At 42.9% G+C, this 20,054-nt stretch carries 16 protein-coding genes; all 16 read right to left on the bottom strand.

Annotated elements, in window-relative coordinates; genetic code table 11:
* Nucleotides 1-15: 15 nt before the first annotated feature.
* Nucleotides 16-846: an ABC transporter ATP-binding protein gene (locus Gferi_RS29615; RefSeq protein ID WP_330389475.1), complete on the bottom strand. Its 831-nt coding sequence runs from the start codon at nt 844-846 to the stop codon at nt 16-18.
* A complete protein-coding gene (locus Gferi_RS29610) occupies nt 818-1,564 on the bottom strand; it encodes an ABC transporter transmembrane domain-containing protein (RefSeq protein WP_330389474.1) in 747 nt (248 codons plus the stop codon). The genes Gferi_RS29615 and Gferi_RS29610 overlap by 29 nt, the downstream gene beginning before the upstream one ends.
* Nucleotides 1,557-3,374: an ABC transporter ATP-binding protein gene (locus tag Gferi_RS22280; RefSeq protein WP_069980336.1), complete on the bottom strand. Its 1,818-nt coding sequence runs from the start codon at nt 3,372-3,374 to the stop codon at nt 1,557-1,559. The genes Gferi_RS29610 and Gferi_RS22280 overlap by 8 nt, the downstream gene beginning before the upstream one ends.
* A gap of 139 nt (nt 3,375-3,513) precedes the next feature.
* A complete protein-coding gene (locus Gferi_RS22275) occupies nt 3,514-5,016 on the bottom strand; it encodes an ABC transporter ATP-binding protein (RefSeq protein WP_069980335.1) in 1,503 nt (500 codons plus the stop codon).
* A 19-nt stretch (nt 5,017-5,035) separates the two neighbouring features.
* Nucleotides 5,036-5,761, bottom strand: coding sequence for an energy-coupling factor transporter transmembrane component T (locus tag Gferi_RS22270; RefSeq protein WP_236932647.1), 726 nt, complete (start codon nt 5,759-5,761; stop codon nt 5,036-5,038).
* Nucleotides 5,758-6,339, bottom strand: coding sequence for an MptD family putative ECF transporter S component (locus Gferi_RS22265; RefSeq protein WP_069980334.1), 582 nt, complete (start codon nt 6,337-6,339; stop codon nt 5,758-5,760). Before Gferi_RS22265 ends, Gferi_RS22270 begins: the two co-directional genes overlap by 4 nt.
* A 155-nt stretch (nt 6,340-6,494) precedes the next feature.
* Nucleotides 6,495-7,454 (bottom strand): helix-turn-helix domain-containing protein, encoded by a 960-nt coding sequence (locus Gferi_RS22260; protein WP_069980333.1) that lies wholly within the window; start codon nt 7,452-7,454, stop codon nt 6,495-6,497.
* A gap of 39 nt (nt 7,455-7,493) precedes the next feature.
* Complete coding sequence (locus Gferi_RS22255; RefSeq protein WP_207645773.1) at nt 7,494-8,882, bottom strand: MATE family efflux transporter; 1,389 nt, start codon at nt 8,880-8,882, stop codon at nt 7,494-7,496.
* Between the two features lie 186 nt (nt 8,883-9,068).
* Nucleotides 9,069-10,811: an ABC transporter ATP-binding protein gene (locus Gferi_RS22250; protein ID WP_069980332.1), complete on the bottom strand. Its 1,743-nt coding sequence runs from the start codon at nt 10,809-10,811 to the stop codon at nt 9,069-9,071.
* Complete coding sequence (locus Gferi_RS22245; RefSeq protein WP_236932646.1) at nt 10,808-12,646, bottom strand: ABC transporter ATP-binding protein; 1,839 nt, start codon at nt 12,644-12,646, stop codon at nt 10,808-10,810. Before Gferi_RS22245 ends, Gferi_RS22250 begins: the two co-directional genes overlap by 4 nt.
* 164 nt (nt 12,647-12,810) lie before the next feature.
* Nucleotides 12,811-13,803 (bottom strand): helix-turn-helix domain-containing protein, encoded by a 993-nt coding sequence (locus Gferi_RS22240; RefSeq protein WP_069981565.1) that lies wholly within the window; start codon nt 13,801-13,803, stop codon nt 12,811-12,813.
* A gap of 246 nt (nt 13,804-14,049) precedes the next feature.
* Nucleotides 14,050-14,817: a YfjL-like protein gene (locus Gferi_RS22235; RefSeq protein WP_069980330.1), complete on the bottom strand. Its 768-nt coding sequence runs from the start codon at nt 14,815-14,817 to the stop codon at nt 14,050-14,052.
* 4 nt (nt 14,818-14,821) lie between these two features.
* Nucleotides 14,822-15,346 carry a zf-HC2 domain-containing protein gene (locus tag Gferi_RS22230; protein WP_069980329.1) on the bottom strand — a complete coding sequence of 175 codons (525 nt, stop codon included), beginning with the start codon at nt 15,344-15,346 and terminating at the stop codon, nt 14,822-14,824.
* Nucleotides 15,343-15,831, bottom strand: coding sequence for an RNA polymerase sigma factor (locus Gferi_RS22225; protein WP_083273715.1), 489 nt, complete (start codon nt 15,829-15,831; stop codon nt 15,343-15,345). Before Gferi_RS22225 ends, Gferi_RS22230 begins: the two co-directional genes overlap by 4 nt.
* A gap of 88 nt (nt 15,832-15,919) precedes the next feature.
* Nucleotides 15,920-17,239: an MFS transporter gene (locus Gferi_RS22220; protein WP_083273714.1), complete on the bottom strand. Its 1,320-nt coding sequence runs from the start codon at nt 17,237-17,239 to the stop codon at nt 15,920-15,922.
* Nucleotides 17,240-17,324: 85 nt separating this feature from the next.
* Entirely contained in the window at nt 17,325-19,946 is a 2,622-nt protein-coding gene (gene ppsA / locus Gferi_RS22215; RefSeq protein WP_069980328.1) for a phosphoenolpyruvate synthase, read from the bottom strand.
* Nucleotides 19,947-20,054: the final 108 nt, after the last annotated feature.

The raw sequence follows: 20,054 nt of genomic DNA, 5'->3' as shown, positions 1-20,054 counted from the left end.
ACCCTATCAACCATCTCATAGGCTCCATCCTTCAGCATTTTCCCGGATACTCAAAAATCTCTTATAAAGGCCATCCTGCTTTATTAATTCCTCATGATATCCTCGCTGTACAATACGCCCCCGGTCTACTACAAGGATCTGATCCGCATTCTGAATCGTAGCGAGACGGTGTGCAACGATGATGATCGTTTTTCCATGGACCAAAGCGCTGATGGCCTGCTGTATTGCATGCTCATTTTCCGGATCTACGCTGGCAGTGGCTTCATCCAAAAGGACTACGGGAGCATTTTTCAGCATGGCTCTTGCTATGGATATACGCTGTTTTTCACCGCCGGAAAGGGTGGACCCGCCATCTCCGATCACCGTTTCGTATCCATCGGGGAGACCCATAATAAAATCATGGCAGCAGGCTTTCTTTGCTGCTTCTACCACCTCTTCAAAGCTGGCATCCGGCTTTCCGAACCGGATATTATTAAGAACCGTATCATGGAACAAATACACCTTTTGGAATACCATGCTGATATTTTTCAGAAGGCTGTCGCAGGTCAACGCTTTTACATTGACACCTCCTACGGATACACTGCCCTTATCTGCATCATAGAATCTTGCAATCAGACTGCATATGGTGGATTTGCCGCTCCCCGAAGGGCCAACGATTGCGGTGGTCGTATGCTCAGGAATCGTAAAGGAGACGTTGCTCAATACATTCCTTTTTTCATAGGCAAAGGTAACATCCTTAAACTGGATATCATAAGTGGAAATTTCCATATTCTTACCGTCTTTATCAATGAATTCTGCCTTTTCTATATCCTCTAATTTATCCATGGTGGCATCGATGATTTTCAAAACATGGGTTGCACCATTTTTTATATGCCCTGCGGATTCCCTCTATGGAAACACCCTCCTGCTTAAAGGCCTTCACCACAGGCATTCCCCTTATATACTCAATAGTAGCTGCGATCATGCTATCCTGCGCCTTCTGGTGTACCGGTGCATTTTCCTTGCTCTTGCTGCCCAGCAATTTCAGGGATAAGACAGAGAATAGGATACCTGCCGCTGCAATGAGGGCAACCGGACCATTATAAAAGGCCAGACAAAGCACCATGGTAAATGCACTGATATATCCGTTTACCACCACATCGACCATCTTCATTCCAAACATCTCAATAAAGGACAGGTCTGTGGTTACTGCCGAGGCAATCTCTCCGGCATTCCTCTTGCTAAAAAAGCCTAAGGGCACCCGTTTTAGGATGTCTCCCATCATAATTCTTTGTTCCGCCGTTACTTCATAGCCAATGCTTTCCTGGGCAGTGGCGCGAAGATAAGCAAACAAGAACCTGCCTGCCACCGTAAAAACCATAAATCCTAACATATAAAATACCCAATCCATGGTTAGGGTGATATTTCCCTTCATATCCTCCAGGATAAGATTCAGTCCATATGCAGCTCCCATAATGGGCATTGCAGCAAACATGGTGTGGAAGAAAGAATATGCAAAGCCTATATACAACCGCTTTCTCCTCTCTCCCGACCACTGAATGATCCTCTTTATGGTTCTAAGCATATTGCTTCACCGCTCCTTTCTCGCTGCCGGCCGCCCATTGTTTTGCTCCAATATGGGCCTCCCACATATCTTTATAAAGACTGCACCCCTTAAGCAGCTCTTTATGGGTACCTGTCTTTGCAATACGTCCTTTTTCCATCACGATAATCCGGTCCGCATTTTTGATGGTTGACAGCCTGTGGGCAATCACCAATAGAGTCTTTCCTTTCGTGAGGGAGGCAATGGATTTTTGAAGCTTATCTTCATTTTCCGGATCCGTAAAAGCCGTTGCTTCATCCAGTATGACAATAGGCGCGTTTTTCAAAATCGCCCTTGCAATGGCAATCCTTTGCTTTTCTCCTCCCGATAATTTTCCTCCGGCTTCTCCGGCGGTGGTGTTGTAGCCGTTGTCAAGATTTCTGATGAATTCGTCACAACAAGCTGCTTTTGCTGCTTTTATCACTTCTTCATCAGAGGCCTTTGGATTGCCAAGCCGGATATTTTCCATCAATGAGCAGTTAAACAGGAAATTATCCTGGGTTACGAAGCTCACCATATCGGCAAGCTGTGCCAGGGGCAGCTTTTTAATATTGACTCCGCCGATTTTGATTTTTCCCCTGCCTACATCCCAAAACCGTGCAATCAGCCTTGCCACCGTGGATTTGCCGCTTCCCGAGGGGCCAACCAGGGCTGCAAAGGTCCCTTGGGAAAGCTTTAGATTAACATCACACAATGCGCTGTTTTCTTTGTAATTAGGACTATCAGCTTTATCAGCATCATAGGAAAAGGATACATTATCAAATTCAATATCAAATCGATGCAAAGTTATCTGTTCTGATTGGTTTTCAAGCTCTTTCAGATTTAGAAAATCGTCTGCATCCTTTACTGCATATTCTATAGCCTTAACATCATTCACAAATACCGTGAAGCTGGTTAGCGGTGCTACGATCCCTAAGGACAATATCAAACACATGGTAAGCTCTGCCACACTTAAGGATCCGTTTATATACAGAACCATGCCCATAGGCATCGTGCCAAGCAAGGTTGACGGTAAAACCGCCCCGTTGAAGTTCATGAGTTTCCAGGTGCTTCTAAACCAATGTAGGGTATAATCTTTAAAGGACGCTATAGCTTTTTGAAATTTCTCATAAGAGGTGGTGGACTGGTTAAATGCCTTGATAACTTCAATTCCCTCTACGTACTCCACAATCACGCTGTTTACATAGTTGCTGGACTCCATATATTCTGCATATTTCTTGTTGAAGGTCCTCATTCCAAACGCCATCATAACTGCGGATACCGGTACCGTAACCACTGCCGCCAGGGCCATGCGCCAGTCGATGAACATGAGATAAGCAAATACACCTATGGGCAAAAGCAGGTTTGAGATGCCCTCGGGGATCAGATGGGCCAGTGGAAGTTCAATGGTTTCCACCCGGTCTACAATCACGCTTTTCAGCTTTCCTACCGGCTGGTCCAGCACGGTGCCAAGGGGAGCCTTCATGAGTCTGTCGGCCATCCTGTTCCTCATATTTTCCAATATGCTGTATGCGGAAAAATGGGCCAGCATCGTGGATATGGCATAAAAGACGAGCTTCGTTATATACCCGGCAAGGCATATGAAAGCCCAAAATAATATGGAAGCCCGGAATACTATGCCGTTTGTCATCGGCTTTCCATCAAGAAACAAAATGATCACCTGATACACGCCTATATAGGGCACGATTCCACCTGCAACACTGATCATGGCACATATTACTGAAAGGATCATTTTCATCCTGCACTCCGATGCGAAGGAAAGGACTGTTCTCAACCATTTTTTTTCTTTCATACTGTTCTTTCTCCTCTCTCCAGTCTTTTAGAACAATGATAGGGATGGGTTAGCATCATCTAACCCATCCCTATTTTAATCCTTCTGAAATATCCCTGCTACTCCGTAAGGGTCGAACCTGCTCCGATTAGACATCCAATTAAATGCATTGGACATCATAATGATTTGCCTGTTCTTGATGGTTCCTGATAAAAAATGACAGGAGCTTCTTTTCCCCTTTGTCATTCAGGGGATAATTGTCTATCACACTGCCTTTTTCAAAATGTAAAACATGTGTGCAGCTGGCCAGTATCAGTTCAAGGTCATGAGAAATGACAAATAAAGTTTTCCCCATTTGCTGAAGCTGTTCCAGATTATGGGCTACTTCTCTCATATGCCGTAAATCAAGACCGCTGGTGGGTTCGTCGAATAATATGATTTCTTTCTCCGAGGCTATGGCACTTGCAATTGCCACCCGCTGCTTTTGCCCGCCGGATAAGGACATGGGATGCAGGTCTTTCAAAGGTAAAAGGTCAAGGCTGTTCAAAATGCTTTCTGCCTTTGCCGGGTCGCCTTCATCCATGCTTAGTAAAATTTCATCCAGAACGCTTTCGGTAAACAGCTGGTGATTGACATCCTGCATGACCATACAGCATCGCTTCAGGCGTTCCCTTCCCTTATATGTCACGTCCCCAAAGGACAAGGTCCCCGTGCAGTTCTTTTCCAAACCGCAGAGACATCTGGCAAAAGTTGATTTTCCGGCTCCATTGTGTCCAATAACAGCAACAATACTACCCTTCGGCGCTGTCAACGAATCTATCCTGATAGCCGAAGATTTATGCTTATAGGAAAACACAAAATCAGACAGCCACAAATCTTCCGGCTTCAGCGGGATCGTTTTTGGATCCCTTTTCAGTCCTTCCAAAAACAGCGGCCTCAGACCCATGGTTGACAGCTTTGCTAAATTCATGGCTTTTATCTGTTCCGAATGAAATTCTTTTTCTATTTTACCGTTTTTCATATACAAAACGCGATCCACAAGCTCACGCATAAAATACAGCCGGTGTTCCGCAATGATAATGGTTTTTCCTTTGCTTTTCCACAGCCCCATAAGTCGTCGCAGCTCCTCAATCGATGCTGTATCCAGGTTGGAGGACGGCTCGTCAAGAACAAAGATATCCGGGTGGGTTGTTGAAACAGAAGCACAAGCAATTTTTTGCTTTTCTCCACCGGAAAGCTGAAAAATACTTCTCCCCATAAGTCCTTCCATCTTAAAATCAGAGACCGCTTCTCCTATCCGTTCCCTTATTTCTTCTTCGGGCAGCCCCCTGTTCTCACAGCCAAATGCCAGTTCACTTGTGGTATCCACATTAAAAAACTGTGATCGGGGATTTTGAAAAACAGAGCCTACCATTTTTGCCGTCTCGTAGAGGGGCAGTTTATTGACCGGTCGGCCGTTGATCCGCACCTCACCTGCAAGGGAACCTTCATAATAGTTAGGTATCAGCCCGTTTATCAACCGTGTCAAGGTGGTCTTCCCGCAGCCGGATTCTCCGCATAGCAGGACAACCTCACCCCGTTGAATTGTTACGTTTATATCGTAGAGTCCATTCTCTTTCTGACCCTGGGAATATGAAAAAGAGACGTTTTTCAGTTCAATCATTGGTATCAGCCCCTCCTTTTCAATGTAATAAAAACCCTATGAACGCAGCAACAGCGGCGGTTGACAAGACGATATCCTGAATGCCGAATCCGATTTTGCATATGTTCGTTCTCTTAACAGGACTGCCTAAGCCCCGAGTTAATGCAGCAGCCGAAAGCTCCTCTCCAATTTTAACCGTTGACATCAGCAGGGGAACCAAGCGGTATTCAAGCATCGCCATTGGATTTTTGAAAAAGCTGCCTGAGCCAAAGCTGACTCTCCGCATCCGCATGGCATCATTGATAGCCCGGGCCTCTTCTCCAATGGTGGGAAAAAAACGAAACATCACCGACATGGGAATGATAATTTTCTGCGACACATGCATCCGCTCCATTGACGCTACGAATTCACTGACCGTTGTGGTGGTTACCAGGTAATACCCCATGATAATTCCCGGCATGATCCGGTACAGCATGCCGGACAACATGACAACGAAAATATTCAGAATCCCATGGGTAACAGGAATAAGAAACTCATGGGATAAGGCAGCGATTGTATAGGCAAGAGCACAATATAAAGCCGGCTTTGTTTTTTTGCTTGCCAATAAAAGAAACAGGGGAATCGCCGCCATCGTCAGCATGATATGCACCGCACTGCCGCCAAAAATCGTAGCATTGATCATTATCATAAGCAGTAGTTTTGTCCTTGGATCCAGTTTAAAGTATGTATTGGCTCCGGCACTTTTCAAAAGCTCCCTTTGCATCATAGGATTCCCGCCCGCTGAAAATGTTTTTTTAAGACCGCTTTTCCAAAGAAAGCTCCCACGATACCAGCAGCAAAGGCTGCACCTATCACTACAAATGCAACCCAGTCCGGAGTCAGGGCAAGCACTGCATTTGTGTATTCATCACCCATACTATTCCGAATATAGGCAATATAACTATCCCGCATGATCCATAGGGGAAGCATTGCTCCCATTATCCAAATGCTGAATATTCCATATCCGATTACCGAATGCTTAAGGCTTTGGTATTTCCCTGCTTTGAAAATCAAATCCGCTAAAATCCCACATATGGCCCCTGTCATGATCGGCACCCAGGTGTGACCGGTTGCAAACATGATCAAGCCTAAAAGCAAAGACATTATGGTTACCATGCCGAATTTTTTCACCTTGGTTAAGAAGAGCATAAACGGGATTCCGGTGATAATGGGCATATACAATGGAATCAGGATAAACAGAACCGGAATATAGCCAAGCATTGCGCCTGCAAACATAATAACGTAATAAAGTGCCGTAAAGATACCAACGTTAATCAAATCTTTAGCCTGTAATTTATTATCCATAATTGCTCCCCCTGAAAATATAATGGATTTAACACTCTAGTTTAACTGTCTAACAAATATGCTTTTCGGCTTCTTATCCATGCCAATGATTTCAACTTGCATTATAGCAAAAATAATGGGTACCTTCCGCTCCATCCAGCCCAACTATGCTCCCTTCAGACAGAATACTTCTGATATTTTGCAGGAGGCATGCCCATTATTTTTTTGAAGGCAGCGGCAAATTTACTTGGATTATTATAGCCTACCTTCCCGGCAACGGTGATAATATTCTCGTTGGTTTTCCGCAGCATAGAGGCAGCTGCATGCATACGATAGGAGCGCATGTACGCATAGATGGATGTACCATAGACACCTTTGAAACAAAGCTTCAATGAGGTAAGGGGTATATCAAACCTCGACGATAATTCGTTCAAGGTGATGTGCCTATCTATGTTTTCCGTTATATATTCCATGACTGCCTTTACCGCTTCAACCTGCTTCTTAGGGAAGTACGACCATGCTTCGCCATTTATAGGGACATCCGCTGCACTTAAAAATAAAAGCATCTCTAAAACCTTAATCTTAAAATAGTTTTTTCTAATCTTACGGGGTACCGTATAGAGTTCGGAAAAGATATACTGTATCGAATCCTCTGCCCTCATGATAAAAGGGCTTTTACCTGTACAGAATTTTTCCCGGATGCCATGCAGGTCAATGGAAAACCCATCCAATATAGTGGATAACGTGTTTAGGGCTTCCTCAATATACACGGCAACAGTGATCCCATGATAATGACGTAGTGGAAATCCAAATCCATTGGTATGGTGCTCTTTCGTATCGATCTGCAGGTCTCCCTCTTTCAAGTACATATAGGTGCCGTTCTTAAGCTCCCATTCAATGCGCCCCTCCCGGCAATAATCGATCCCAATCATATCAACCTTTGGCCGGAACTCGGAAAAACAGCTTTGCATGTGAAAATCATTGTACAACAGATCAATACCGGGAAACACATTATAGCAGGTCATGGTACCCTCTCCGGTCACATCCTTCATTTTATATACGGTACAGTCCTCATCTCTTCTTATCACAGTGATCTTGTTGCCGTAAAACACCTTCTCTTCCAATGTACCTTTCATTTTCCCTCACCCCCTGGATGCCGGATGAAATATCTCATTTCATTGTACAGCAAGGTTCTTAGCCTCTCTTTCCTGCCTAAGAATGCGAAACTCTTTTTTCATCAGTAGAAAAACCCAAATGGTTATGAGTACATCAATGAAGAAGGTGCCATAATAGACCCATTGGATACCAAACAGCTTTGGAAGTATCAGCATTACCGGTACATAAAAAATTAATTGTCGTGCAATCCCTATCACCGCTGCCGGTTTTCCTTTATTAATAGCAGGATAAAATGTCATTGCCATAAAGATAATGGGTAAAATCGGCAAAAGTGCCATATAGATTCTAAAGTACAATAAGCTGGCAGCATCAAATATTCGATCGGGAAACATTAAGCCTAATGCAGCATCAGGCATAACCATGATCACCAGCCAAAAAGGCAGCATCATGAGGGTACTGGCTGCTGCAAATATTTTAAAGCTGCTAATGACACGAAGGTTGTTTTTTGCACCGTAATTAATACCGATAACAGGCTGCAGTGCCCTCATCAGTCCAAATATAGGTGTCAGCAGTAAAGTGAAGAGTCTGTATATGGCGCCGTAAAGGGCCAAATCATAAGTGGTTCCATATCTGGATAAAGCGTTGAAGACCACGATCGCCTGCACAAGACTCATAATGGTCATGATCAACGATGGCATCCCCATGGAAAAGATATCCCTTATAATTTTTTTATCTCTGCGAATCTTAAAAGGATGTGCTTCGAAGGACGCCATTCCTTTTGCAAAATACACGAGACCTGCAACAGTATAAACAAGCATACCCAGATTCGTTCCCCAAGCCGCTCCTGCTACCCCCATATCCATCCCTACGATCAAGATATAATTGGCAATTATATTCACCACCAGTCCAAGGCCCATCATAACCGCCGCTGATTTCATTTTCCCCTCGGCACGAACGATCATATTTCCAGCTAGACCATAGATCCAGAACAATGAGCCTATAACCGTTATTTGAAAATATATCCTGCCTATTTCCAATGTATCTCCTGTACCTCCCATTACTTTCACCAGCGGTTCTGCCAATAACCATGCAAGTATGGTGTAGACAATCGTCATAAGGATGGTCAGATAATTGACATTTCCCAATATTTTTTTCTGCCTCTCCCGGTCTTTCGAACCCAAGGCAATACTAAGGGCAGATCCTGCGCCAACGCCCACTAGAGAACCTAACCCAAGGGTTATTTGAGACAAGGGATAGGCTAGGGAAACTCCTGCCAATGCAGTTTCTCCGACAAATAATCCTACAAAAATCGCATCAAATACCGAATTCAGCCCATATAGCACCATGGCAACTACAGCCGGCCATGAAATGCTAACCATGACCTTCCATAAATTTTCTGTAAGAATCATCTGCTTCTGTTTGTCTTTTTCACTTAGTTTTGTTTCCAATGGTATCACTCCCCGTTATTAAAGAAATCAATTGGTAATAGATTCATCTCCTTTGAAAATTCATACCAGCTTAAAATAGGTGCTATGTCAAAAATATTTAAGGAACAGAGGAACATGCCTTCACCGTTCCTTAAATAAATCGTGTTCTTCCGGAATATGAGAAATATGCTATTTCCCTGATCCTATTTATGATGCTTTCATGCTCCAGCCTGACGATTGCTGCTGCAGGCTCCATAGATGCTGATACAGGCCTTCCTTTGCCAACAGCTCTTCATGAACCCCTTGCTCTACCACTTTTCCATTCTCTAAAACGATAATCTTGTCTGCTCCCTTTATGGTCTTTAGACGGTGTGCAATGATCACCACGGTCTTATTGCTGACCAAGGCATTAATGGCGCGCTGTACCTGGATTTCATTTTCCGGGTCAAGGGATGCAGTGGCTTCGTCAAGGAGCACAATAGGCGCATCCTTTAAAAGTGCCCGGGCAATGGATAACCGCTGCTTTTCGCCGCCTGAAAGGGTGCAGCCCCCTTCCCCCACAGGTGTGTCATAGCCCTGGGGCAGCTTCATGATAAAGTTATGGCAGCAGGCTTTCTTCGCCGCCCACTGGATTTCCTCCTGGGAAGCGTTCATTTTTCCAACCCTGATGTTGTTGCCGATGGTATCCTTAAAAAGGTACACATCCTGAAAGACCATGGAAACGCGGGACAGCAGCTTTTCCGGGTCCATATCTTTTATGTCTCTGCCGTCAATCAGTATCCTGCCCCCCTGCACATCCCAAAACCTTGCCATAAGCCGTGTTATTGTGCTCTTGCCGCTGCCGGAGGGTCCTACCAGGGCAGTGATGCTTTTGGGCGAGATAGAAAAAGATACATTTTTCAGCACGTTAGTGTTCTCATAGGCAAAGGTAACATTCTGGAATTCAATATGGTTTCCCGCTGGAGCATCATCTTTACCGGGCAATGGTCTTTCATGGCGGATTTCCATGATACGCTCCGCACTCAGAACGGAATAACGAATTTCCGCATAGTTGACAAGCACCATAGTCATGGGATCAAATACACGGGTACCCAGCAGTAAGAATGCAAGGAAAACAGGAAGGGTCAGCTGGCCCCCCATCAGGAGAAAGGTCCCCGCATAAACCATCAGTGTAAGTCCCGACCGCATCAGTGCAATAGCCACCATCATTACGGGACCGATCAACCCTTCTATCCGGATGGACTCTCTCATCAGGCGGGCAAAAGCTTCCTGAAGTCTTTGAAAACGCTGACCGCTCAGATTATGGGATTTAATTTCCCGCATACCCAGCAGGTATTCCTGCAAACGGCTGGCGCTGTCCACCTTTGCTTTCACATGGCTTTTACCGAGACGCAATTGAAGTCCGTTTGAAAGCCAAACGATGATAAGGGAAAAGGGCAGCGCCACAAACATGGCGGCGGCCATTTGCCAATTGATAAATATCAAAGCAATAAATATAATGATTGGAAAGGCCGTTGCACTAACCAATTGCGGAACATAGTGGGAGATGGTTGTTTCTACAGAAGCATAGTCACTCAACATCATGGTGGTCAGGTCCCCCGGGTCACGGCTGCCCAAAAATCCTAAGGACAGCTTGCGCAGGTGCTCGGCAAGGGCGGTTCGGCCATTGGCAGAGGCATCATAAGCTGCTGTAAAGGTTTTGCTGTAAGCAAAGCCGGAGGTCAGGTACTGTACAATCATCCACCCTATGAGCATGGCCCATGTTCTCCATAATCTTCCGGTGTTTAACGGTATTCCTGGGTTTGCAAAGGATAAATAAACCGTATTGAATACATCAAAGACGAGAGCTGCAGGAACAATTTTGCAAATACCCTCTAAAAAGGAAGCAACGCATGGCATAACAAGGGTCTTGGGATTGCCGCTTGAGATATTGTAGAAGAAATTTTTCATGATGCATTCACCACCTTTGTTTTTTGATCTTTAGAAAGAGCCCATGCTCCTGCATCCATATGGGCCTCCCACATGCGGTGGTACAACCCCTTTTGTTTGACCAAATCCTCGCACTTGCCGGTTTCCACAATCTGCCCGCCATCCACCACGAGGATTTGGTCAGCCTCACGGATGGTAGAAAGCCTGTGAGCAATAATGATGACTGTCTTTCCTCTGATGAGAGTTCTTAGCCCTTCTTGTATCTTTGCTTCATTTTCCGGATCGGCAAAGGCAGTAGCTTCATCCAGCACCAATATGGGGGAATTTTTGAGAATCGCCCTTGCAATGGCAACACGCTGTGCTTCTCCTCCCGAAAGATAGGTGCCGCCTTCTCCGATTTTCGTTTGATACCCCTGGGGCAGCCGCTCAATAAATTCATGGCAGCAGGCCGCTTTTGCCGCCTCAATGACCTGGGCAGCGGTAGCATCTCTACGGCCCATGCGGATATTTTCCTCAATGGTGTCATAGAACAGATGCACATCCTGAAACACAAAAGATACAATCTCCATCAGCTTCTCCGTACCCATCTCCCGAATATCCACTCCGCCGATGCGGATGCTGCCTGATGTAACATCCCAAAACCGCGGGATCAGATTGGCTATGGTGGATTTCCCACTGCCGGAGGGTCCCACCAAGGCGGTCATTTCCTTCTCTTTTGCGGAAAAAGCTACACAGGTCAGCGCTTCGCTGCGGGTGGCAGCATCCTGGTTGTCATAGGAAAAACTTACATGATCAAATTCTATGCTATAACTTTTTGGTGTTTTAGGGACTTCCGGTTCAACAACGGGTTTTTGAGCGAATATATTGTCGATCCGTTCCACACCCTCAGAAATAAGCCGCATATTTCCTCCTAAATACATTAACTTCATCATAGGGACGGATAAACCGGGTGCCAGTACGAGAAAAAGCATGAATGTTAAAGCAAATGCCTGGTTGTCCGGCTGCCTGCTCAACAGCAGGATCCCCACGGGAAGAATAAAGGACAAAATAGATGTCAGGATGGTCATAAAGATGATATAAGGTCGTTTGCAAAATTTTGTATATTCTACTGCCCAATCCCGAAAATCGGTAATGGCGTGGTGAAAGCTCAAAAATGTTTTTGCCGTAAGGCCAAATACCTTCACCGCAGGCATCCCCCGCACATACTCGACCCCAGCGGCATTCATCTGTTCCAGCGCGTCATGGTGCTGCTTCATGGCTGCCTTTCCTTTCTCACCATAAAAGACGATGGATTGCAGCAAATACGCAGCAATGATAGGAACAGCGCAAGCCAGCGCCATGGACCTGTCAAGGGTAAACATGGTACCCAGCATAATCACCGGCAGTGCCACAGCTCCTATAAGGTCAGGCAACTGATGGGCAATAAAGCCTTCGATTTTCTCCACGCTCAACTCCAGCGTTTTCTTTATGGCTCCCGAAGACTGCCGCGTATGATAGCCCATGGGCAGCTTAGCCAAGTGCTGGGCTAAGCGTATTCTAAGACTGTACAGGATACGAAAGGCTGCGATATGGGAGGCCATGGTGCCGCCGTATAAAAATATAAGGGAGCCTAAGAGAGAGAGGATCGCCCATAGCCCCCATTGACGAATAAGGGCCATATCGCTTAATGCCGGATTGGCTGCATTTTTTAACAACTCCGCCACAATAAAGTATACAGCCGCAAAGGGAACAAACATCAGTATCGTGCTTATAACGGACAGTATCCCTGAAAGGATCAGCAATCCCCGTTTTTCCCCTGCAATCTCCAGCAGACGGGAAATACCTGTCTTTTTCTTTGTTTCAGCAGTGTTGTTCAATATTTTCACCTTCTTCATAGATATTGATTTTCATTATCATTTAATATATCAATAATACCTCACTTTTATCTCTTTCTTCTACGCCAAATGGGATAAGTTTTATGCCAAAAAGTATTTCAGGAACAGCGAAGTCCTTTCTTCGCTGTTCCTGAAAAGTAGTATTTCTATAGGTTTTTCGTGTATTCTGACGGATTAATGCCATATTTTTTTCTGAACTTTTCAGCAAAATGACTGGCATCACTGTAGCCTACCAGCAGGGCCGCTTCCGTCACCCTCAGCTTTTTGTCCTCCATTAAAAACCGTGCCCGCTCCAGCCTTTTATCAATAATATAGGCATGGACAGGCATTCCAAACAATTCCTTGAAGCCTGCTTTAAGCTTATATTCATTTAAACATACCATCCTTGCAAGTTTCCCTATGGTTGGTGGGGAAGCCATATTTTCATCAACAACCTTTCGGGCTTTATGAAGTGACAGGACATCTGCTGAAGAAAGCTTCACAGAAGAATACAGTGCTCCATTTTCACAAATGATTTCGTCTATATAAACAGCAACCAGTTCCAATATTTTCCCTTCCAGATATATTCTTTTTACATGATCCCCATAGCGGCAGTTCATCATATCATTTAGAATCAACTTAATGGCAGGTGAAAATTTTCTCTTATAAAAAAGACTGTTTCCATAGGATAGCCCATGGCAAAAGTGCTCTTTTCCCATATGATGAACAAAATTTGCTATGGTTTCAGCGTCCAACTGTACACTAACTCCCCAAAAACGCTGTCCCGGATTATAGCTGCATATACTGTTTCCTTGGTTTCCATCGAATATATAGCTCTCCCCACATTCCAGAACATATTCCTTTTTATTCTCTTCAACACTCCACTGAAGTGCTTCTCCCAAACAAAAAGCAAGACAATATTGAGGATTTCTCAGACTTTCCTTCATTGTTATCCTTTCATAAAAAGTCACATCAGAGATATTGATTTCCATTGATGGCTTGACAATAGTTCTCCGGCAATAGCCTTTCCCAGCTTCTTCAGGTATATCCATCTCTTTTTGAAAAGAATCTGAGCCGTAAATACTGTTGAACACCGCGCATACAGAACAATTTCTATTTTGGGGATTAAATATCCTATATTTTTGAACTTCTTTTTTCATTACAAACAACAACCTTCCAGCACTGATGATCATTATTGAAATATAAATACAATCAAATTACACTTCCTAATTAAGGAAAATTTATAAAGTGTTTGATTTTAATTCTCATTCTCAATTAAATATTACCAATTCTATTTACAGGCTGTCAAGTCAATATATCCCTTTTTCCTTTGATTTGTCTTTATCAAATTCCCATAAATTTCTTTTAATTTGCTTATGATGACCCTTTTTCCGTTCCCTATTAAGTTATTTCTTTTGTTCTTTAATAAAAACACCTATTCCGCTTGCACTGTCATTTGCCTTTGCCGCTTCAAGCAGTCCTGCCAGCTCACCACTTTCAATATCAGCGGGTGTAACACCGCTTATCATGATAAGCATCCCGTCATTTTCTGCATACAGCCCATACTGATCGAAATAACAATCATTTTCTGCAAAAGCTTTATGGGCATCCGTTAACACTTTTGCAATACCTTCTATGGAATGATCGGCTAAATCAAGCTGAAGTGTGACTTCTGCACGGATCGGCAGGGTCTTATCAAACTTCATATCTAATTCTACAATATCACCTGGATTTTCGTAGATTTCCTTATGAACCATCACCATGGTCTTATTGTTTAGATATCCTAATTCTTTTGCTATGATATTTTTCGCAACAGCAGAATATTCCTCCGAAAACCGCTGCAGTGTATTAAACATTCCTAGAACATAGCTTTCGTAATCATCCCGCTGAACCTTGCCATCCCGATAATACACAGCAAATTTCGTATCAATGCTTGTCTTGGACTTTACCCTGGCCATATAGGCACCATCTTTAAAATTATAACTTGCTTTTTCTATTTCTAAATCCAACGAGGAATAGTTCTGATCCACATATTGCTTTATAACCTTGTTTGCCAGCATTGCCGATATTGGATTGCCGACAAAGGAATTGGTAATAAAAAGCATACCGGCAATAAGTACTGCGGCTGCAAATCCTGCAAGTATTCTTAATATAGGCTTTTTTCTATTTTCCATTTTTTCAACCTTCTTTCTTAAATGCAAATCTCAAAAGCATCGCAATGACGAGCCCAATGCCAACCAAGACGGTATAGATAATGCTGTAATATAATCCACTATACAGGACAATCCAGCTGAATTCACCTGACAAAATTCCCTCTACAGCTTGCCATAGATAGGTGAGCATAAAAATTACAAGCGGAGCCAAATACCATTTCCCTTTAAGTACGAAGAGTGAAACACCGCCAATGGCTGGCATAATCATAAAGTTATAAAACATGCCCATAGAATTTGAGAGGGCAACGCCGATAATAGCACCTGCCATAAGAATAATCAATTGGGTTATTAAAATACTCCGCTTAATTGCAAAGATTATCTTTTCATCTTTCACACGGATGGGGTCTATAGGCATAAAGGTTTTAAATGCCTCTCTACAACTTTCACAATTTTGGATATGCGCATTAACGATAGCGGCGCTGTCTTCACTTGCAACACCGTCTTTTACCAGTGGTATCAAGTCAGATACTACATCGCAAGATATATTCAACGCAATCCCTCCTTTTCCAAGATTTCCTTCATCCACTTTTTCGCCCGGAAATCTATAACCCTTGCCGAACTTTCCGACATATTTACCTCATGCGCAATTTCAGCAAAACTGTAACCCGCTATACGCATGCTTATGATTTTCTGCGTACGTTCGTCTTTTCCCAATATTAAACCTGCGATTCTTTCCGCGGTTTCTTTTGTGATCAGCCTTTCATCCATACTGTCTGATACATACAATTCTAAAAGATCATTATATTCAACTGTATATTTTTCTTTTCTCATTCTTTGAAGCCACAGATTTCTGGCAATAGAAAAGAGCCATGTTTTCACGGAGGACTGTCCTTTAAAATTCCCAATAGCAGATATGGCATTGACAAAGGTTTCTGATAATAGATCTTCTGAAAGGCTGGAATTATGTGTCAAAGAAAGCAAATACATATAAACATCCTTTTTATAAAGTATATATAACTGCTCTATTTGCTTCACTAAAATCCCCCTTTCATATAATTAGTCGCATTTTTTGCTAAAACGTTACACATCTTTGAAAAAAATATTGTCTGTGCAATTAAGTATATCAATCTTTGACCTTGGGAAACAAGGCATTCAAAAGGTCCTTCGCCTCCGTTTTACTCTCCTCAGGATTATGTTTCAGCAAAGATGTTACAAAACCGACAGATATGAATAACATCAATAAAGCAACAGCTAGAACGGTCCAATGCATCTCAACCCTTTCCAGGACAATTCCATATACCAATGCACCCAGAGGTATTCCTCCCCGGGAGATCATGCTCACCAATGAAAAAACCCGCGACATATATTCGTTGGGCGTTTCCCGCTGAATATATGTCTGTACCGGAACGGAGATAAATATATTTGCAGCACTGAACAGACTAAGAACGCCTGCCAATAAAGCAAAATATAGGATCGTATCATTTCCTAACAGCAATAAGCTTCTGGGAAATATCAAAACCGAAAATGCCAGCATGGTGCTTAAGAGCAAAGTGCTGCCAACTACAAGAGACTTTGAGACTTTCCCCTCTTTTCCAAACAAAAATCCCACCGAAACGCTTCCTAGTAAAGCCCCTAATATAATAATCGTTTGCAAATAACCATAATATACATCGGAATATTGTAAATGGGTCTTAAAAAACAGCGGGATAATCACGCTAAAAATTGGTTGTATTATAAAGTAAATGACTAAAAAGAAATAGCATAGATTACGAATAATATTGTTTGTCAAAATAAATTTAATACCCTCCAATAAATCATTGAAAATTCCTGATATACCCCCTGCTGCTTGACGTTTTACATGAGTATATCTGATCATCATCTCACTCGTTCCCGACAACAAGAATGAAATCCCATTAACAAAGAATACCATCGTAATTCCAAAGCCAGCATATAAGGCTGCACTAATAACCGGACCTAACAGAAGCGCCGCAGTCCTTGTTGAGGAGACAATGGAGTTACTGCGTGCCAACGCATCTTTATCCACAAGTTGAGGCAGCATTCCCCTTGTAGCTGGTTCAAACAAACCGTTTAACAAGGATATGATTACCTGAACGATTAACAATAAGGAAATCCTCATCATACCCAAATATGAAAGGATGCCTAAGGCTACAATTACACCAGCACTCATAAAATCCGTTATCACCATTATCGTTTTTCTGTTCAACCGATCCCCTAGAACCCCTGCAAAAGGGTAGACCAGCAGGGCTGGCAGTAGAGAAAAGAAAGAATACACTCCAATTGTTGCAGCGGAACCGCCAGCATCTATAATATATAATGGCATAATCATCATTTGAATACTCGTCCCTGTGTCAGATACTACCCTGCCAAGCAAAAACAATATAAAATTTGTATTGAATGTCCTCTCTTCTCTTTTCATATTCATTGCTAATCCCCCTGTGTTTAAGGGACCCAACAGGGTCCCTATTTCTGCACTTTTTATTCTGCTTTTTATCCTGTTAAATCAAGTGTTACAATATTTCCACATATCCTTCTGTACCATTTACCCGGATTCTCTGCCCATCCCGGATTAGCTTTGTTGCATTTTCTACACCTACCACTCCAGGTATGCCATATTCCCGGGTAATAACAGCCCCATGGGTCATGAGACCGCCGACTTCAGTTACTAAGCCTTTCACAGATACAAATAGTGGAGTCCAGCTAGGGTCCGTAAATGTTGTTACCAATATATCTCCCTCTTCAATTATGGCATCCTCCGCCTTCAAAACTACCCTTGCCCTGCCTTCTATAACCCCTGATGAAACCGGCACACCCGCTAAAGCACCCTCTGGAACATTACCGGTATTGTATTCACCTGATATGATTTCACCCTCTGAGGTCATCACTCTAGGTGGTGTTAATTTTTCATAGAAGGCATAATCCTCTTTCCTTTTTGTTATGATGCTGTAATCCAGCTTTTTTGTTCTAACAACATCGTGAAGTTCCTCATAGTACAAATAAAAGATATCCTCTTTTTCCTTGATGATACCTTTTTGTACGAGAAGATCAGCTTCCTTTAAAAGAGCATTTTTATAAATTTGGAAGCGTTTAATAAAGGAATATTTAGGGTATTCTCTAAAACCAATTACATTTCGTAGAATACTGATCATCCGCTTCGCCTTTTTTGCTTTCCGCTTTCCGCCGGGCAGCTCCTCTAACCGCTTCAAAAACTCCCTTTCCTTCTCCTCTGCTTCCAATCTGCCCTGTTCAAATTTAGCACTGCTTGAGTTCCTTTCAGCACTTTTGATATTGCTGAGAATAATCGGGATGAGTGCTGTAGGCTTTTCAATCCAACGAGGTTTTGTAATGTCAATTTCACCGGGGCAGCGCATTCCATATTTTTCTAAAAAACTTTCCATCGCCTCCCATACCTCATTACCGCCTTTTAGCTTGTTTAAATCACTTATAAAGGTTTCATGATTAGCATGGCTAAAATATTCTACCACTGCCGGATACTTACGTACTATATTCGCTACATCGAGAAGTTCAAGACCCATCTCTGATGTGATATTATTTAATACTGACTTCGAAAGGATGTCTACAGCACCCTTTTCACCCAACCACTTTTCCATTTTTTTATTAACCCAGTTGCTTGCATAGCCTCCTACCACCATCAAGCTCATATTTTGCGGTCCAGTTAGGATTGATTTTAATTCCCCAGTATCCTTTACAATAAACGCCAACAGCTCCTCGCCCGATAATTTTTCTATTCTTTGTTCCATATCTTTTATCTGATCTTCATTAAAGTCAATGACCTTTTCAATACCCCTTATATCATTTTTTCGATATACTTTATAAGCTGGAATGATCCATCCTAAGGCTCCTGAACTGGCATTGATGGACCCCTTCCCTTTAGGTAAGCTCTTTACAAAATTCTTGCGGGTCATTAAATTTAATATAGCATTCTTCATTAAAATGTCGGCATGGCCTGTACTGGTGAGTAAGATCTTCCTTCCTATAGGTGAGGCAAGATCATAGCTTCCATCTATAAAGAGTCTGCCGCCGGCCGGTGTTAGATTTTGACCAAACCAAAATGATAGCATTTGGCAGAAGGACATCCCTAGAGGCTTTATATCATCGGTCATCATCTGTAGATGCCCTAAGGATACATATACACGGTTTTTTCCGTCGTTTTCCGGTATAGGGTATAAGGTGGTAATAGGGCGGCTTTGAACGATATAAAATCTTCCCTCAAACAGGCACCATTCTATATCTTGGGGTCTTGAGAAGTATGCCTCAATCCTCCTGCCTATATCTGCAAGCTGTAGAATCTGCTCATCTGTCAGCGTTTGCACATTTTGCTTTTGCTTGTCGACTTCCCGTTCTTCAGTCCCACCATTTTTCAGTCCATAGATGGCCATTGCTTTTGTCGTGATCTTTTTTTCAAGTATCCTTCCATCACGGACTTTATAGATGTCAGCATTTACTAAACCAGAGACCAAGGCCTCCCCCAATCCGAAGCTGGCATCGATAGATAACACCTTTCTGTTTGCGGTGACAGGATCAGCCGTAAACATTATCCCAGAAGCTTGAGGAAAGATCATTCTCTGAACGACAACTGACAAATATACCTTTCGGTGGTCAAAATTATTTTGAATACGATAAGTGACAGCACGATCGGTAAATAAGGATACCCAACATTTTCTTACATGCTGAAGGATTGCATCCTTACCCACTACATTCAAGTAGGTATCCTGTTGGCCCGCGAAGGAGGCTGTGGGCAAGTCTTCGGCAGTGGCACTGGAACGCACTGCATAAGCATGTTTTTCACCTAGCTTTAATATATTTTTGCTAATAGATTCCTCTATTTCCTTTGCAATCTCTGTTTCCTCGATGTTCTTACGAATCTTTTTGCTCAATTCTCCAATTTTTTCTCTATCTTGCACCTTTAGATGGGATAATTGTTCTAAAAGTGACTTATAGGCTTCGTTATCCTCTATTGTTCTTTTGTAGGCCTCTGTGGTGACACAAAAGCCCTCCGGTACCTGCAACCCATCGATCTTAGATAACTCTCCTAAATTAGCACCTTTACCTCCCACTTCCGGGAGCTTCCTATTGTCAATCTCATTAAATAATAATACATATTCACTCATATCAAATCACCTCTTTGTATATTTTGAACTAAAATAATTTATTAATTTCATAATACACCATATTGAATAGCCTCGCAATAATATTTTGAAATTATTTTATTGATATTA

Source organism: Geosporobacter ferrireducens (genome assembly GCF_001750685.1).
Classification (GTDB): Bacteria; Bacillota; Clostridia; order Peptostreptococcales; family Thermotaleaceae; genus Geosporobacter; species Geosporobacter ferrireducens.
The sequence above is the reverse complement of the archived record's forward strand: the minus strand, read 5'-3'. Positions and strand labels throughout refer to the sequence as shown.

Bases quoted from the DNA above. Each gene is read 5' to 3' on its own strand.
- Gferi_RS29610 (WP_330389474.1), bottom strand. From the start codon at position 1,564: ATGCTTAGAACCATAAAGAGGATCATTCAGTGGTCGGGAGAGAGGAGA.
- Gferi_RS22280 (WP_069980336.1), bottom strand. From the start codon at position 3,374: ATGAAAGAAAAAAAATGGTTGAGAACAGTCCTTTCCTTCGCATCGGAG.
- Gferi_RS22275 (WP_069980335.1), bottom strand. From the start codon at position 5,016: ATGATTGAACTGAAAAACGTCTCTTTTTCATATTCCCAGGGTCAGAAA.
- Gferi_RS22270 (WP_236932647.1), bottom strand. From the start codon at position 5,761: ATGATGCAAAGGGAGCTTTTGAAAAGTGCCGGAGCCAATACATACTTT.
- Gferi_RS22265 (WP_069980334.1), bottom strand. From the start codon at position 6,339: ATGGATAATAAATTACAGGCTAAAGATTTGATTAACGTTGGTATCTTT.
- Gferi_RS22260 (WP_069980333.1), bottom strand. From the start codon at position 7,454: ATGAAAGGTACATTGGAAGAGAAGGTGTTTTACGGCAACAAGATCACT.
- Gferi_RS22250 (WP_069980332.1), bottom strand. From the start codon at position 10,811: ATGAAAAATTTCTTCTACAATATCTCAAGCGGCAATCCCAAGACCCTT.
- Gferi_RS22240 (WP_069981565.1), bottom strand. From the start codon at position 13,803: ATGAAAAAAGAAGTTCAAAAATATAGGATATTTAATCCCCAAAATAGA.
- Gferi_RS22235 (WP_069980330.1), bottom strand. From the start codon at position 14,817: ATGGAAAATAGAAAAAAGCCTATATTAAGAATACTTGCAGGATTTGCA.
- Gferi_RS22220 (WP_083273714.1), bottom strand. From the start codon at position 17,239: ATGAATATGAAAAGAGAAGAGAGGACATTCAATACAAATTTTATATTG.
- ppsA (WP_069980328.1), bottom strand. From the start codon at position 19,946: ATGAGTGAATATGTATTATTATTTAATGAGATTGACAATAGGAAGCTC.